Here is a 15,226-nt window from a genome sequence, read left to right as displayed (position 1 = left end):
ACGTACGTTGCCGTGGAAGTCACGCGACGGTTTCCGCGACCCGCTCCAGTTCATTCCTGGTGTCGATCAGGGCGTACTCCGCTTCGGCCTTGGCGATGGCCTCCTCGATGCTCATCTTCTGTTCGAAGCCGAAGATTTCGATGATCTTCGCGAGCCGCTCGGGGATCGTGCCGCCGACGATGTGCACCGGAATTTCGAGTTCCTCCAGGGTCTTCAGCAGCAGCGACTCGGCGAGCGCCCGGAACCGCTCGTTCACCGGCCGGTGGCCGTCCTCGACGATGGGGAACTCGATGGGCAGGTGCACGAAGGCGTCGTACGCCTTCTTGGTGTGCTGGCGGGCCGGGATGCCGATCTTCTTCATGACCTCGGCGTAGAAGCGGACCTCGTCCGTCATCTCGACGTTCTCGAGGTTCACGGACTCGTTCGGGTTGATGCCGACGGTCACGCGCACCATCGCGTACGACCACTCGTGCAGGGCAGAGCCGTCCGAGATGTAGCCGTTCGGCAGGTGGCTTTCGGCGACCGCTCGCCCCTGGATCCGCCGGGTGATGAGCATGATGAGCTCGGCCCCGTTGCACTCCTCGAGGGTCTTTCCCGGGAGCGATATGGGAAGGAGTTCGCGCATCGTCGGAGCGGCCGTGCGAGGGATTCCGGTGAGATGCGCTATCGCCATGCTGGTGAGCGTTTTGCCGACGGAATAGGTCCCGGATATGGACAGATTCATGGACGCTCCTGGTGACTGTGGTGGGCGCGCTGGAGGCAGGAATTCGGGCAGGCTTGACCCGCCATGAATCATTGCATCGGTCCCAGGAGTTACCCAGACTGCTGGTCCAACAGCGCCGCGGAACGCAGTGTCACGGACAGGCTTGTCGTCACCAACATGAAGTTCTGGCGAGCGGCCGGACGGTCGCGTACTACTTCGGCAAGTCGCAGGAGTCGCAGCGAACCCGGACCGCGGGGTCGACCCCGTCGTCGTGCCGGGGCAGCATGGAAGAAAATCCCTGACGGCAGGTTTTGTTTCCTATGATCCACGGGGGCTGGTAAGTTCCATCGAGGCCGCGATTCAGGTGGGGTTGGGAGTGCGCGTGGCGAAACAGGAAAGGTCTGAGAGGACGCGCAAAGCACTCGTCGAGGCCGCTGCTGTCGCATTCGACCGCGACGGTTTCACGGGCGCCTCGCTGACCCAGATAAGCGGTGACGCAGGTGTCACCAAGGGCGCTCTTTCCTTTCATTTCGCATCCAAGGACGACCTCGCGGATGCGGTGCAGGAGCTTGCCGTCGTGCGGACGCGTCAGATCATGGACTCGGTCATCAGACGCCCGGCTCCGGCCCTGCAGTCGGTGATCGACGCCACCCATGTGCTGGCCCGGCTGCTGCACGAGGACGTCACCGCGCGGGCCGGTGTCCGGCTGTCGCGGGAGCGCGACCGCCCCCATCCGCAGGCAGATTGGTACACCGCATGGCTGCAGCCCATGCGCGGGCTGCTGCTGCGCGCCGGCTCGGATCACAGCCTGCGCCCGGACGCCGACATCCAGGCGGTGTCCGTCCTCGTGGCCTACGTCGTGACCGGCTGCGAACCCTCGGCCCGCAACCAGCTGAAGCTGTCGGAGATCCTGCCGTTGGAAGGACCGTCCGCATCGGTGGCAGGATCTCCGCGGCAGTGGCTGGAGCGCATTTGGCGGCTACTGCTGCCGGAGATCGCGGGCGAATCGGAATCGCTGCGGCCGGAAGGGATGTTGCGCTGAAGTGCCGTAGTCGTCGTGAATCCCCGGCGGCATGTTCTCGGGCACCCCGGAGAAGGCTACGGTCACGAACTATGGAATCCAGCGAGGCGCGGGCGGACAAGCCTGCCGTCCAGTACGAGACCGGGGTCCGGGTGACCCGGACGACCCTTGTCCGTACGCCGGCCGCGGGAGCCGCCGCGCTGACCCCTGTGCAACCGCCGCATTCTGCGCGGTTGCACGGCCTCGAGCGAGTTCCGCTGTCCGCGCTGCTGCCGGCTGATTCCCCGCGCATGGGAGGGGAGGAGCCCGAACATGTCCGGGCGCTGGCCGCGGCCGGCGATGGGCTGCCGCCCATCGTCGTCCACCGCCAGACGATGCGCGTGATCGACGGGATGCACCGGCTGCGCGCCGCCGAGCTGCGCGGCGACCAGGACATCGCGGCCCGCTTCTTCGACGGGGCGCAGCGGGATGCGTTCGTCCTGGCCGTGGAGGCCAACCTCGGCCATGGCCTGCCGCTGACCCCGGCTGAACGCTCCGCGGCCGCGATCCGCATCATCGCCTCGCACCCCGACTGGTCCGACGGCCGGATCGCGAACCGTACGGGAATCTCCGCACGCACCGTGTCGGCGCTGCGCCGCCGCAGCACCGACACCGTCCAGCCGGTGGCCCGGATCGGCCGCGACGGCAAAGTACGGCCGGTCGACAGCTCCGACGGGCGCCGCACGGCCGGTCGCATCCTCGCTCGGCAACCGGACGCCTCCCTGCGCGAAGTCGCCACCCAGGCCGGCATTTCCCCGGGCACGGTGCGCGACGTCCGCGACCGGCTGCGCCGCGGCGAGGATCCGGTGCCGGATGCGGCGCCGAGGCGCCGGCCGGCGCCGCCCTCCAGCCCCGCCGCCGGCGGCCGCTCCGCCGATGACCGGCAGCCGGCGGCGGCGCTGGAGGGCATCTTCCAGCACCTGCGCCAGGACCCGGCACTGCGCGGCACGGACAACGGACGGCTGCTGCTGCGGCTGCTGGCCATGCATCTCCCCGCCACCGGCGTCTGGGACCTCGCGCTGTCCTCGGTGCCGGTGCACCAGCGGGCGACGACGGCGGCCGCGGCCCGCGCCTGCGCCTGCGCCTGGGAGGAGCTGGCCGTGGCGCTGACCGGCACGGCCGGCGGAGAACCCGGGCCCGGGGACGGCTCCGCACCGCGGTCGTGAGGTCCCTGCGCCCATGCCCCTGCTGGCCATCAGCGACCTGCACGTGTCACATGCCGCCAACCGCCGCGTTCTCGACGGACTGCTGCCCGTCACCGCAGCGGACTGGCTGATCGTCGCGGGCGATGTGGGGGAGCGGGCGAACGACGTGCTGGCGGCGCTGGCACTGCTCGCCGGGCGCTTCGCGCGGGTGCTGTGGGCGCCCGGCAACCACGAGCTGTGGACCACCCCTTCCGACCCGGTGCGGCTGCGCGGCGAGGCCAGATACCGGTACCTGGTGCAGGGCTGCCGCGAGCTCGGCGTCGTCACCCCCGAGGACCCGTATCCGGTGTGGCACGGCAGCGGCCGGCCCGTCGTGGTGGCGCCGCTGTTTCTGCTCTACGACTACTCGTTCGCGGCCGCCACCGCCCACGGCAGGCGCGCCGCGCTGGCCCGGGCCTACCACCGCAGCATCGTGTGCAACGATGAGTTCCTGCTGCACCCCGACCCCTACCCCAGCCGCGAGTCCTGGTGCGCGGAGCGCGTCTTGCGCACCGAGCGGCGGCTGCGGGCGATCGACCCGGAGCTGCCCACCGTCCTGGTCAACCACTTCCCGCTGTTGCAGGCGCCCACCGGGCGGCTGCGGCATCCGGAGTTCGCCCAGTGGTGCGGGACGCGGCGCACCGCGAACTGGCATGTGCGCTTCCGGGCGGTGGCGATGGTTTACGGGCATCTGCACATTCCGCGGACGAGTCAATACGACGGCGTGCCCTTCAGTGAGGTCTCCCTCGGATATCCCCGCGAATGGCAGCGCGCCGGACACCCCGGCGGGGCGGCCCGCATCATCCTTCCCTGATCCCCCTCCTTTCCCGCCGACTCTGGGAGGAGTTGCTGCCACACAGCTTCTTGCGGGCGCCGAATGGCGCTTGCCGCCCCCGGCCCCTTGGACAGTGGAGGTGTGATCCAGGAGGTGAAATGACGCACTTCCATGGTGCGAAGGAGTGGGACCGGCTGGAGCGTCGCGTCGAGAGGTGTGCCGGCGGCGAGCCGGCGATCGTGCTGCTCGAAGGCCCTCCGGGATGCGGCAAGACGGAGCTGCTGCTGGACCTCGCCCACCATGCCGCGGGCCGGGGAGCCGTGGTGTTGCACGCGGCCGGTTCAGCCGCGGACCAGGACACCCCACACGCATTGGTGCGCGGGCTGCTGAGCGAAATGCCCGCCGGAGAAGCCGGCGAGAACAGCTCCCGGCGGCTTCGTCCGGCACCGGAATTCACCCGCGCCATATGTTCGTTGGCAGCGGGCTCCTTCGTCATGCTGGGCGTTGACGACGTGCATTACGCCGACGGGCCCTCGCTCGGCTACCTCCTGCATCTCTGCCGTAGGCTGCGGCAGGCGGCGGTGCTGCTCGTATTCACCCTGACTCCAGGAGTCCCGGGGCCCGGCAGCCGGCCCGAGGTGATCACCGAACTGCTGCGGCACGAGGGCTTCACGCGTATCACGCTCGGCCGCCTCGGGGAGCGGGGCACGGCCGCGGTCGCCGCCCGGGAGCTGTCCGGCCGGCCCGCCGCCGCAACCACCCGGCGGCTGCTGCGCACCACCGGGGGTAACCCGCTGCTGCTGAAGGCGCTGCTGAGCGAAGAGCGGGCGCGGCCGGAGCCGGGCCGGGGGGCGGCGCCGCGCCGTCCGGAGCCCGCCCCGGGGGGCCCCTTCCACCAGGCCGTCGCCACCTGCCTGGCCCGCTGCGGCCCCGAGGCCGGCCAACTGGCCGCCGCCATGGCCGTACTCAGTGAGGACGCCACCGCCGAACAGGCGGCCACCGTCGCCGGCCTCGATCCGGCGGCCGCCGAGCGGGCCTTCGCCCTGCTCACCGCGAGCGGCCTCACGGACGGCCGTCGCCTGCGCCACCCGGCCGTCGCCACCGCGGCCCTGGACGGCACGGATACGGCGGGCATCGCCCGACTCCACCTGCGGGCCGCGCGCGTCCGCCACGACCACGGCGCCCGGCCCGGCGTGGTCGCCGACCACCTGCTGCCGGCCCGTACGACCGCGGCGCGCGCGGAGCCCGGCGGCTGGACGGTCGCCGTGCTGAACGAAGCCGCCAGGCAGGCCCTGCTGGACGACGACGGCGGGTATGCCATCAGCTGCCTGGACCTCGCCCGGGAGCTGTGCGGGACGACCGCGGACCGCGTCGCCGTCGAGCTCCGGCTGGCCGGCCTGGCGGGCCGTACCGACCCGGCCGCGGCCGAGCGCTATCTGAAGGGGCCGGTCGCGGCCCTCCGCGGCGGGCAGCTGGGCGGCCGGAGCGCCGCCGTCCTCGCCCGGCTGCTGCTCACCCATGGCGCGATCGTCCCGGCCACCGAGGCAGGCGGGTACGCCGAGCGGGAGCGGGAGCAGAGCGAGGCCGACGATCCGCCGCACGGACTGCTCGGCCTGCCCGCACCGGCCCGGCCGCCGGCCGCCGGCGGGCTCCCCGCCGCCCGCGTGATGTGGCCCGACGCGGCAACGGGCGCTGAGGAGCACGCCATCGAGCGGCTGCTGAAGGACACCCCGCTCACGCACAGCACCTTCGACATGATGCTGCAGGCCATTCGCGCCCTGATCCACGCCGACTGCGCGGACCGTGCCCTCGTGTGGTGCCAGAAGCTCAAGGCCGAGGCGGACCGCGGCGGCTCACCCGGCTGGTACGCGGCCGTCGGCCTGCAGCACGCCAAGGTGCTGTTACGCACCGGCGACCTCAGGTCGGCCGCGCACGAGGCGGCCGCCGCGGCCGAGGCGGTGGGCGCCCGCGCCGGGCTGCTGCAGTACGGGCTGGTGGCGGCCGAGGTCACGGCCCTCACCGCAATGGGCAGCCACGAGGCGGCCGCCCGCAGCCTGGAACTGCCCGCCCCCGACGAGCTGTACACCACCTCGTACGCGCTGGACTACCTGCGCTCCCGCGGACTGCACTACGCGGGCACCCGCCGGCCCCGGGCGGCGCTCGCGGAGTTCGCGGAGGCGGGCCGGCTGGCCCGCCGCTGGGGCCTGGACACTCCGCAGCAGCTGCCGTGGCGCACCGACGCGGCCGCCGTCCTGGCGGAGCTCGGCGAGCACCGGCGAGCCGAGCGGCTGGTCGAGGAACAGCTGGCGCTGCCGGACGGCCGTACCCCCCGGGTGCGGGGCGTCAGCCTGCGCGTACGGGCCATGCTCGCACCGCCCGGCGAACGGTCGCCGCTGCTGCAGAGCGCCATGACCGAGCTGCGTCGCTGCGGCGACCGGCTGGAACACGCGCGCGCTCTCGCCGACCTGGTGCAGGCGCTGCAGCTGACCGGCGAGGGCCAGCGGGCCGGCAGCGTCGCCCGGCGCGCCTGGCAGCTGGCGGCGGACTGCGGCGCACAGGCGCTGTGCGACCGCATCCTGCCCGAACGCCGTGCGGCCGCCGGCGACGGCTGGCCACGCGCATCCGGCTCCGGCCGGGCCGGACTGCTCACCCGCGCCGAGCGGCAGGTCGCCGCCCTGGCCGCGGTGGGACACAGCAACCGGGAGATCTCCGCCAAGCTGTACGTCACCATCGGCACCGTCGAGCAGCACCTGAGCCGGGCCTACCGGAAGCTGGGCGTCTCCGGCCGCGGCGAATTACCCGTGGATCTCCACCAGGGCGAAGCAGCCGAGGCGGATCAGCCGGAGGACTCCATCTCGCCCGGCGGCAGCAGCCCTTCGGCGTAGTCGAGCAGCTCCAGGCCCGCCTCGCTGAACAGATACCGCATCCCGCCCAGGCTGTTGGCCAGCTCCTGGGCGCAGCCCAGCACCGAGCGCAGCGCCTCGCCGAGCACCGGCTCCTTCGGCCCCGTGCCCAGCCGCAGCGCCGCCATCCGCAGCCGGGCCAGGTGCACATACACGTAGAGCATGTGCAGGCACTCCCCGGCGGTGCGCCAGTCCCGCTCCCAGGAGACGTAGACGACGGCATCCCGGCTCTCCGGCGAGTCGAAGTGGGCGACGAGGCGCTGCTCCTCGTTGAGGGCGAGCCGCAGCGCCTCGTGGTACAGCGACTCCTGCAGGGTGTACACGCTCGGCTGCGAGAACATGAAGGACGGCACCATGTGATGCAGGCCGAGGCCGGAGAGGAAGGCCGTGAACGGCAGCCCGGTGAAGGTGCAGGAGGCCGTCATCGTGCCCGTCGGCCCCGCCGGCAGCCGGGTCCCGGCCGGCTTGAGCAGCACGAGCGCCGTGAGATACCGGGCCACGACCGCCGCCGCCTCGGGCAGCAGCCCCGGCAGGGTGTCGGCGGCCGCGGTCAGCCGTGCGGTGGTCTTCGGGCCCGGCGTCACCGCCCGTACCTCCGTCAGGCCCACGGCTTTGAGCAGGTGAGGGGCGATGCCGGTGGCGTAGCGCAGGCGCAGCGGACCGGTGCCGACCGCCACCAGCGGATCGGCCGCGGTGCCCAGCACGGCATGCGGCGCGGCGGCGGCCTGGCCGAGCGGTTCCGCGCGGTTGAGCAGCCGGCACAGATACGGCGGCAGCGGGCGGTCGCCGCCCGCCCAGCCGGCGGTGGTGCCGGTGGCGGCCGTGTACAGCCGTGCGTAACGCGAGCGCACGGCGTCGGGGGTGCTGAGCCCCCAGGCGCTGTCGGGCCGGGCGGCATCGGGCGGCGTCGGCGCGCCGGTGGTCGTGGTCAACGGGCTCCTCCTGGGTGCGAAACGCTGACGGATGCGGTGGGCAGCCGGGACAGGGAGGCGTGGGCATACACCACCTGATAGCCGGGGAGCGTGAACAGCGACTCGCGCAGCACCGTGGCGGGTTCCGGCATCAGCTCGCCCACGGGCGCCGAGCCGTAGATCAGGGCCCGCTCCACGGTGAAGAAGTGCAGGTTCACGGCATCGACGCGGCGCTGGTAGACCCACCAGGCGCGGCGTTCGCGCTCGGTGCCGCGGCGGCTCAAGTACGCGTCGGTGGCCCGCTCCTCGAGGTATTGCGCGAACCGCTCGGAGGCGATCTGGCCGAGCGTGGAGCGCACCGGCCGGGCCCGCTCGTACAGGCAGTGCCCGACCTCGTGCGCCACGCCGGCCAGCGCCTCGATCGTCGGGGCGTCCTGGCCGTGCAGCACGAGTTGGCCGTCGTCGCCCGGCTCGCTGCGGAACGGCGTGCCCTCCTCGTCGAGCGACGACGCCTCCAGGATGCCGCGGATCTGCCGGGCCCTGGCGCGCAGCAATGGCAGCCGCGGCAGCAGCTCGGCGGCGGGGGCGTGCGTCGGGTGCCCCAGTACCGCGCGGTCGGCGAGGAAGGGCAGCGGCAGCTCCATCAGCTTCACCAGGTCGCGGGCCGTGAGCGGCAGCAGATCCGCGTACTGCCGCAAGGCCAGGACCTGGCGCAGCCGCCGGTGTGCGGCGTCCGACAGGCGGCGAAGCCAGCCGAGTTCGCGCAGCCGGGCGAGCTTCATCCGCCGGGTGGCGAGCAGCGGTTCGAGCAGCGGGCCGCGGCCGAGCACCGCCTGCCGGTGCAGGGCGCGGCGGTGCTCGGCGTAGACCTGCAGCGCCGGAACGCAGGCGCGGATCAGGCCTACCCGGGCCGAGGTGGCGGCGTCGAAGGTGTGGCTCACCCGCGCGGGGCCGGCCCCTCGTCGTCCATGGAGTTCATCTCGTCGCGGATGTCCTTGGCGAGCTCTTCCAGGTCGGTGGGGGTGGTCATGGACTGATAGCGCGGTCCCGCCGATGTCTCGTCCGACGCTTGCTCGCTGTCCGGTTCCGGGACCTGGGACACGGCGGACGGGTCGTCGTTCTCGTGCCAGGACGACTGGCTGTGACTTGAGGCGGACATGGCTCCTCCTGTCGGTGTACGGGGGGTACAGAGCCATCTTCCGGCGACGGTTAAAGCGAGGGTTGTGTGCGCCTTTCGCCTGCCTTGAGCGGATCCGGCCGGGGCGTGACGGTCCGCCAGACGCCGGGACGGACCTCGCGCCACCCTTCCTGCGCCCGGCCGTCCTGGAGGCGGGACAGCCAGCGGCGGGCGTACGCCTCGAGGTGCCGGTCGCCCAGCGTCCCGGCCAGGTCCAGGCACTGCTGGAAGTGCGGGCGGCAGGCCGCGGGCCCGTCGGCATCGAGGGCGAGCAGTGCGAGCACGCGGCGGGCCTCGTAGCAGCCGCGGGCGTCCTCCGGCGAGGCACCGAGGACGGATGTGGCCAGGCGGCTCGCTTCGTCGTACGCGCCGGCCCCGGCCCGGATGTCGGCGAGTCCGGCCAGCGCCCGGCCGCTCTCGGCGCCGCCGGCCTCCAGGGCGCGCCGGTACAAGTCGTCGGCCACCGCCGGGCGGTGGCGCTGCCAGGCCAGGTCGCCGAGCGAGCGCAGCATCCGCACGCGGGCCGCCGTGTTCCGCGACCGCTCCGCGGCCTCCAGGGCGAGGGTGTGCGTGCGCTGCCAGGCGTCCCAGGAGGCGCGGGCCTCGAAGAAGGCGGTGAGCGCGTCCGCCAGCCGTACCACCTGTGACCACAGGCCTGCGCTGTGCGCCTGCTCGGCGAGGTCGACGAGGGTGCCCTCGCGGCGGGCGAACCAGTCCAGCGGATGCGTGCCGTCCATGCGGGCGGCCCGCTGCGCGGTCGCGGCGTGGTCGGCCGCCGCGGCGCACAGCCGGGCCACGGCCGCCCGCTCCCACGCCGTCGGCTCCTCCTGTGCGCGCCGCTCGGCGGCGCACAGCCGGATCGGCTCCGGCAGCTGGAAGCCGCGGCCGCCCGGCTGCGGACCGAGCAGACCCGCCGCCACCAGCGAGCGCAAGGTGCGTTCGGCCCCTTCGGGGCGGGTGCCGAGCGCACAGGCCGCGGCGGCGTGGGAGATGGCTCCGGGCGGGAGCAGGCTGAGCAACCGGGCGGCCTGGCGCGCCGGTTCGGGCGCCGCGTCGTACACCGCGCACACGGCGGCGCAGTACTCCTCGTCGCCGCCGCGGAGTTCGGCGAGGCGGGTCTCCGGTGCCTGCAGCCGATCGGCCAGGTCGGCCGCGGACCAGTGCCGCTGGGCGGCCAGCCGGGCTCCTGCCGCGCGCAGCAGGCCGGGCCAGCCGCCGCAGAGGGCGGCCAGCTCCGCCCAGCCGTCCCGCGGCTCGGGAGCGTCGAGTTCCTCGATCTCGGCGAGGGCGTCCGGCTCGGCGGGGGCGGGCCGCCGCGTGGGTTCGGGAGCGTCCTCATCGAGCGGGCGGCCCGCGGCGGCGGCGAGCAGCAGCCGCGCGTCGGACCCGCTCAGCGCGTCCAGCGGGAAGACGTGTCCGCCCAGGCCCGGCAGGGCCGCCCGGCAGGTGATCAGGCCGACGCAGCCGCCGGGCAGCGGCAGCAGCGGACGCAGATGCGCGGCCTCGGGCGCGTCATCGAAGATCATCAGCAGTCGGCGGCTCTCGGTCAGCTGCCGGAAGATGTCCCGCAGCTCCGCCACCGGCACCGGCAGCGGCTGCGGCGCACCGAGCGCGGTCAGCAGCCGGGCCATGACCTGCGTGGAGTTGAGCGGCCGGCCGTCGGCGGCGCGCAGCGAGATCAGCACCCTGCCGTCCGGGAAGGTCTCGCGCGCCCGGTGGGCGGCGGCCACGGCGAGCGCGGTCTTGCCGGCGCCGGCCGGGCCGGTCAGCTGGGCGAGGCTGCCGCCGGGGAGGTCGTGCATCCAGCCCGCGATCCGGTCGAGTTCTCCCGTTCTGCCGGTGAACAGCGGGTCGAAGGCGGGCAGTTCCACCGCCGTCCGGGCCCGGCCGGCCGGCGGCGCGGCGACCGCGACCGACTGCCGTCCGGCGCCATTGTCCTGCCGCGTCGCGCGTCCGGCCGCCGGCCGCAGCAGCCCCGGATCGCCCGTCAGAATGCGGCTGTGCAGCTGCTGCAGCCGCCGCCCCGGCTCGATCGCCAGCTCGTCCACGAGGGTGCGGCGCAGTCTGCTGAAGGTCTGGAGAGCGTCGGCCTGCCGGCCGGCCCGGTACAGGGCGACCATCAGGTGGGCGTGGAACTCCTCGTGCATCGGCAGCTCCGCGCACAGTGACTGCAGCTCGCCCAGCAGCTCCTGGTGGTGGCCGAGCTGCAGCTCGGCCCGTATCCGCTGCTCCAGGGCGGCGATACGGACCTCGCTCAGCCGCACCGACATGCTGTGCAGCAGGCTGCCGTGCGGGGTGTCGGACAGCAGCGGACCGCGCCACAGGTCGAGCGCCCGGCGCTGCAGGTCGGCGGCGCGGGCGTGCTCGCCCTGCTCCAGGGCCTCCCGCCCCGTGTGGTGCAGCTCCTCGAATACGGACAGGTCCAGCTCGCGGGGGTCGACGCGCAGCACATACCCGGGGGACCGGGTCAGCAGCGCCTCGCGGCCCAGGTCGGGCACGACCTCCGGGAGCATCTTCCGCAGCTGCGAGACGTAGACCTGCAGCGTGGTCATGGCGGTCCTGGGGGGCCCGTCGCCCCACAGCTCATCGATCAGGCCGTCGACCGAGACCACTTCGTTGGAGCGGATCAGCAGGGTCGCGAGCACCACTCTGACCTTGGACGCGCGCGGAGTCACGCTTCGCGTGTCCGCGGCCGTCCTCACATCCAGTGGTCCCAGCACCCTGAATCGCATACCGCTCCTCGTCGGTCGCGCCGCGGTGCAGGAACCTTTGCTCCCCCCGCGGAGCACCGCACACAGTAGGACCCCGGCCACCCCGATTTCGGACAGCGTGGCCCCGTAATTCCGCCGGCTCACCGGGAGAGCGGCAAGGACCGGGTGCCGCAAGGTTCTCTTTAGCTGACCTGCGGACACTGCGTGGGCCGTACCGAGTTCGCTGTGAGGGAGCTACCTTGACATCGACGCCGCTGACGTTCACGGAAGTCCTCGTCGAACGGGCCGGAGCCCTGCAAGAGGCCGAGGCCCATGTGTTCCTGCCCGAAGACGCGGACGCCATGGCGCAGACGCTCAGCTATGCCGGACTGGACGCCGCCGCCCGGACGATTGCCGTACGGCTGCGAGAGCGTCGCGCCCAGGGGCAGCCGGTGCTGCTGTTGTACCCGTCAGGGCAGGAGTTCCTCAAGGCCTTCGCCGGCTGCCTGTACGCGGGGGCGATCGCCGTACCCGCGCCGCTGCCGAGGGACCGCAAGGAGCGCATGCGCCGGGTCACCGGCATCATCCGCGACACCGGCGCCGGGCTGGTGCTCACCGACGCGGCGAACGCGCCGGAGGTCTCCCTGTGGCTGGCGATGACCGGCCGCGGCGACGCCGTGTGCATGGCGACGGACACCGAGGAAGCAGTGGACCCCGGCCAGTGGCGCATGCCCCGGATCACGCCGGACGACATCGCGCTGCTGCAGTACACCTCGGGCTCGACCTCCGAGCCGCGCGGCGTGATGGTCTCCCACCGCAGCCTGCTGGCCAATCAGGCCGCCTTCAGCCGAGTGGTGCGATCAAGCCCCGAGGACGGGTTCCTGAGCTGGCTGCCGCACTACCACGACCTGGGGCTGATCGCCCAGCTGCTGCACCCGCTGTGGCTCGGCGCCCGGGCCGTGCAGATGCCCGCCCGTTCTTTCATCAAGCGGCCGGTGCGCTGGCTGAGCGCCATCGACGCGTACGACACCACCATCAGCTGCGGCCCCAACTTCGCCTACGACCTGTGTGTGCGCAGGGTCACCGACGAGCAGCTGGAAAGCCTCGACCTGTCGCGCTGGCGGGTGGCCCTCAACGGCGCCGAGCCGATCCGCCCGGAGACGCTGGACGCCTTCGCGAGCCGGTTCGCCGCGGCCGGCCTGCGCGCCGAGGCCGTCTTCCCCGCGTACGGGCTGGCCGAGGCGACCCTGTGCGTATCCGGGGGCGAGCCCGGTCGCGGACATCACCGGCGCACCGTCGACGCGGACGGCCTGGAACGGGGCGAACTGCGGGAGCCGCGTCCCGATGCGCCGACCCGCGAGCTGGTCGGCAGCGGCACCGCGGACGAGTACGAAGTGCGCATCGTGGACGCCTCCCGGCGCGAGCTGCCGCCCGGCGGTGTCGGCGAGATCTGGCTGCGTGGCGACAGCGTCGCCCGCGGCTACTGGCGCCGCCCGGACGAAAGCGCCCGCACCTTCACCGCGAGCCTGGCCGGCAGCGACGAACGCTACCTGCGCACCGGCGACCTCGGCGCACTCGTCGACGGGCAGCTGTACGTCACCGGCCGGCTCAAAGAGGTCATCATCCTCAACGGCCGCAACCTCTACCCGCAGGACATCGAGTGGGCGGTGCGTGAAGTCTCCACCGCGCTCGGCTCGGTGCACGGTGCCGTCTTCACGGTGCAGGCCGAGCGCGAACAGCTCGTGGTGGTCCACGAGGTGCGGGTCCAGCAGGCCGACTGGGAGCGGCTGCGCTCGCTCGCCCGCCGGGTGCAGGCCCTCATCGGCCGCGAGTTCGAGGTGCCGGCGGGCAACGTGGTGTTCGTCCGGCCGGGCAACCTGCGCCGTACCACCAGCGGGAAGCTGCAGCGGACCCTGACCCGCAAGCTGTTCCTGAGCGGCGAACTCCCCAGCCTGTACGAGGTGCTCGACCCCGCCGTGCGCAGGCTGATCCGGCCGCAGCAGACCGGACTCGGCGACGAGCTGCTCCGGCAGGGCCCGCCGTCCGGCCGGGGCGCCCTGCGGTGACCGCTCCGGCCGTATCCCCGCCCGCCCAGATGCGGATCGACCGCATCGAGCGGACGCTCGGGGATCCTGCCGAGACCGCCAACCCCGCGGGCCACGCCCGGCTGCTGGCCGCCGACCGGGCCGGCGTCGTCTGCGCCGAGGCCGAGGCGGTGCTGGACGACTTCAGGATGAACGAGGAGTTCGTGCCGCGCGGGCTCGGCGGCCGGTTCGACTCGCCGGAGACGCTGTTACGTGTGGTGCGCGCGGTGTTCCGCCGCGATGTCGGGCTCGGCATGGGCTACGGCATGACCACCTTCATGGCGGCCTCCGACGTGTGGATGCGCGGCAGCGCCGCGCAGCAGCGCTGGCTGGCCGACCGCCTGCTGGGCGGCGCGAAGGCCGCCATCGCCCAGCACGAGACGGCGCACACCAACGACTTCGTCCGGAGCCAGGTGCGCGCGGACCGGGCGGGCGGCCGTCTCACGGTCACCGGTGCCAAACCCGTCATCAACAACCTGGACCGGGCCGAGGCGCTGGTGCTCTTCTGCCGTACCGCCGAGGACCGCGGCAGCGGCAACTACTCCGCGCTGCTGCTGGATCCGCGGCAGCTGCCCCGGGAGCGGTACCGGATCACCCGCCGGCCGTCCGGCGACTCGGTCGGGCTGCGCGGCTACTTCAGCACCGGCGCCCGCTTCACCGGCTGCCCGATCCCCGACGACGCCCTGCTCGGCCCGGCCGGCAGCGGCATCGTCACCTCGCAGCTGTCCTTCCAGATGAGCCGTACCCTGATGGCCTCCCTGGTGGTGGCGGGCGTCGACACGTCGCTGCGCACCGCCGTACGGGTCGACCGCGAGCTGCGGCCCGGGCTGAACGCGGGCGACGCCGCCCGGCCGGACAACTCCGCGGGCACGCTGACCGGAGCCTTCGTCAATCTGCTGCTGTACGACTGCCTCGCCGTGATCGCCACCCGGTCGCTGCAGCTGCGGCCGGCCGAGGCCAGCATCTACTCGGCGGCGATCAAGTCGCTGCTGCCGAAGGTCCTGCGCGACACCATGTACGACCTGGCCACCGTGCTCGGATCCCAGCTCTACACCCGCGAGGGCACCGTCGGGGTATTCCAGAAGCACCTCAGGGACGTGCCCATCATCAGCCTCGGCCACGCCGGCACCGCCGCCTGCCAGGCCACCATCATTCCGCAGCTCGGCCCGCTGGCCCGGCGGTCGTGGTTCGTCGAGGACCCGGCCCCCGCGGCGCTGTTCCAGCCGGGCGGCGGGAAGCTGCCCGCCTTCTCGTACGACGCGCTGGCCCTGGCCGGCCACCGGGACAGCCTCAGCGCCTCACTGCTCGCCGTCGCCGACTCGATGCCGGGCGGCGGCCTGGTGGAACAGACCTTGCGCACCCTGGCGCAGCTGCTCGTCGCCGAACTGAGCGATCTGCGCCACCGGGTGCTCGACCTGGAGCCCGTCGGCACCGAAAGGGCCGCGAACCCCGCCTGGTTCGCGCTGGTCGACCGCTACATCCTGGTCCTCGCCGGGGCCGCCGTCCTGGGGGTCTGGTGGCACAGCGACCCGGTAGTCGACCCGTTCCTCGCCGACCCCGCGTGGGCGGCGGCCGCCCTGCATCGCATCACCGGCCGGCTCGGCTTCCGGGACGTGGAACTGCCCCCGCAGTGCGCCGCTCGCGTCCACCAGGAGGTGCTGGCCCGCTTCGGCGGCGGCTACGGCTTCGACCTCTACAACACCCCGCTGCCTTACTGACAAAGCCTCTGAAGGAGCAGT

At 73.2% G+C, this 15,226-nt stretch carries 11 protein-coding genes; 6 read left to right on the top strand and 5 right to left on the bottom strand.

All coding sequences use genetic code 11. The annotated features are described in order from the left end of the window. Positions 1-19: 19 nt before the first annotated feature. Entirely contained in the window at positions 20-724 is a 705-nt protein-coding gene (locus ACNNMR_RS02485; RefSeq protein WP_419992818.1) for an AAA family ATPase, read from the bottom strand. A 361-nt stretch (positions 725-1,085) separates the two neighbouring features. Here ACNNMR_RS02485 and ACNNMR_RS02480 point away from each other — a divergent pair, with 361 nt between their 5' ends. From ACNNMR_RS02480 to ACNNMR_RS02465, 4 genes are all read left to right on the top strand, one after another. After that, positions 1,086-1,745, top strand: coding sequence for a ScbR family autoregulator-binding transcription factor (locus ACNNMR_RS02480; protein ID WP_419992817.1), 660 nt, complete (start codon positions 1,086-1,088; stop codon positions 1,743-1,745). Between the two features lie 71 nt (positions 1,746-1,816). Next, positions 1,817-2,929, top strand: a complete 1,113-nt coding sequence (locus tag ACNNMR_RS02475) for a ParB/RepB/Spo0J family partition protein (RefSeq protein ID WP_419992816.1) — start codon at positions 1,817-1,819, stop codon at positions 2,927-2,929. Positions 2,930-2,942: 13 nt separating this feature from the next. Then, on the top strand, positions 2,943-3,761 hold the full coding sequence (locus ACNNMR_RS02470) for a metallophosphoesterase family protein (protein ID WP_419992815.1): 819 nt from the start codon (positions 2,943-2,945) through the stop codon (positions 3,759-3,761). Positions 3,762-3,880: 119 nt separating this feature from the next. Beyond that, positions 3,881-6,607, top strand: a complete 2,727-nt coding sequence (locus ACNNMR_RS02465; protein ID WP_419992814.1) for an AAA family ATPase — start codon at positions 3,881-3,883, stop codon at positions 6,605-6,607. Here ACNNMR_RS02465 and ACNNMR_RS02460 read toward each other — a convergent pair. The 4 genes from ACNNMR_RS02460 to ACNNMR_RS02445 are packed head-to-tail and all read right to left on the bottom strand — an operon-like array spanning position 6,559 to position 11,358. Further along, on the bottom strand, positions 6,559-7,557 hold the full coding sequence (locus ACNNMR_RS02460) for a hypothetical protein (protein WP_419992813.1): 999 nt from the start codon (positions 7,555-7,557) through the stop codon (positions 6,559-6,561). The genes ACNNMR_RS02465 and ACNNMR_RS02460 overlap by 49 nt on opposite strands. Continuing rightward, the gene (locus ACNNMR_RS02455; protein WP_419992812.1) at positions 7,554-8,477 is read right to left on the bottom strand and encodes a hypothetical protein; all 924 of its coding nucleotides are present in this window, start codon (positions 8,475-8,477) and stop codon (positions 7,554-7,556) included. Before ACNNMR_RS02455 ends, ACNNMR_RS02460 begins: the two co-directional genes overlap by 4 nt. Then, positions 8,474-8,695 carry a hypothetical protein gene (locus ACNNMR_RS02450; protein ID WP_419992811.1) on the bottom strand — a complete coding sequence of 74 codons (222 nt, stop codon included), beginning with the start codon at positions 8,693-8,695 and terminating at the stop codon, positions 8,474-8,476. Before ACNNMR_RS02450 ends, ACNNMR_RS02455 begins: the two co-directional genes overlap by 4 nt. 50 nt (positions 8,696-8,745) lie before the next feature. Continuing rightward, on the bottom strand, positions 8,746-11,358 hold the full coding sequence (locus ACNNMR_RS02445) for a BTAD domain-containing putative transcriptional regulator (RefSeq protein ID WP_419992810.1): 2,613 nt from the start codon (positions 11,356-11,358) through the stop codon (positions 8,746-8,748). 305 nt (positions 11,359-11,663) lie between these two features. Between ACNNMR_RS02445 and ACNNMR_RS02440 the strand changes: the two genes are divergently transcribed. Further along, positions 11,664-13,469: a fatty acyl-AMP ligase gene (locus ACNNMR_RS02440; protein WP_419992809.1), complete on the top strand. Its 1,806-nt coding sequence runs from the start codon at positions 11,664-11,666 to the stop codon at positions 13,467-13,469. Further along, positions 13,466-15,205 (top strand): acyl-CoA dehydrogenase, encoded by a 1,740-nt coding sequence (locus tag ACNNMR_RS02435; RefSeq protein ID WP_419992808.1) that lies wholly within the window; start codon positions 13,466-13,468, stop codon positions 15,203-15,205. The genes ACNNMR_RS02440 and ACNNMR_RS02435 overlap by 4 nt, the downstream gene beginning before the upstream one ends. Positions 15,206-15,226: the final 21 nt, after the last annotated feature.

The organism is Streptomyces boninensis (assembly GCF_048572725.1).
GTDB classification, from domain to species: Bacteria; Actinomycetota; Actinomycetes; order Streptomycetales; family Streptomycetaceae; genus Streptomyces; species Streptomyces boninensis.
This window is presented reverse-complemented; position numbering and strand designations above follow the sequence as displayed.

What these genes read in the sequence shown, in the direction of transcription:
- ACNNMR_RS02485 (WP_419992818.1), bottom strand. Translation starts at nt 724, where the DNA reads ATGAATCTGTCCATATCCGGGACCTATTCCGTCGGCAAAACGCTCACC.
- ACNNMR_RS02475 (WP_419992816.1), top strand. Translation starts at nt 1,817, where the DNA reads ATGGAATCCAGCGAGGCGCGGGCGGACAAGCCTGCCGTCCAGTACGAG.
- ACNNMR_RS02470 (WP_419992815.1), top strand. Translation starts at nt 2,943, where the DNA reads ATGCCCCTGCTGGCCATCAGCGACCTGCACGTGTCACATGCCGCCAAC.
- ACNNMR_RS02465 (WP_419992814.1), top strand. Translation starts at nt 3,881, where the DNA reads ATGACGCACTTCCATGGTGCGAAGGAGTGGGACCGGCTGGAGCGTCGC.
- ACNNMR_RS02450 (WP_419992811.1), bottom strand. Translation starts at nt 8,695, where the DNA reads ATGTCCGCCTCAAGTCACAGCCAGTCGTCCTGGCACGAGAACGACGAC.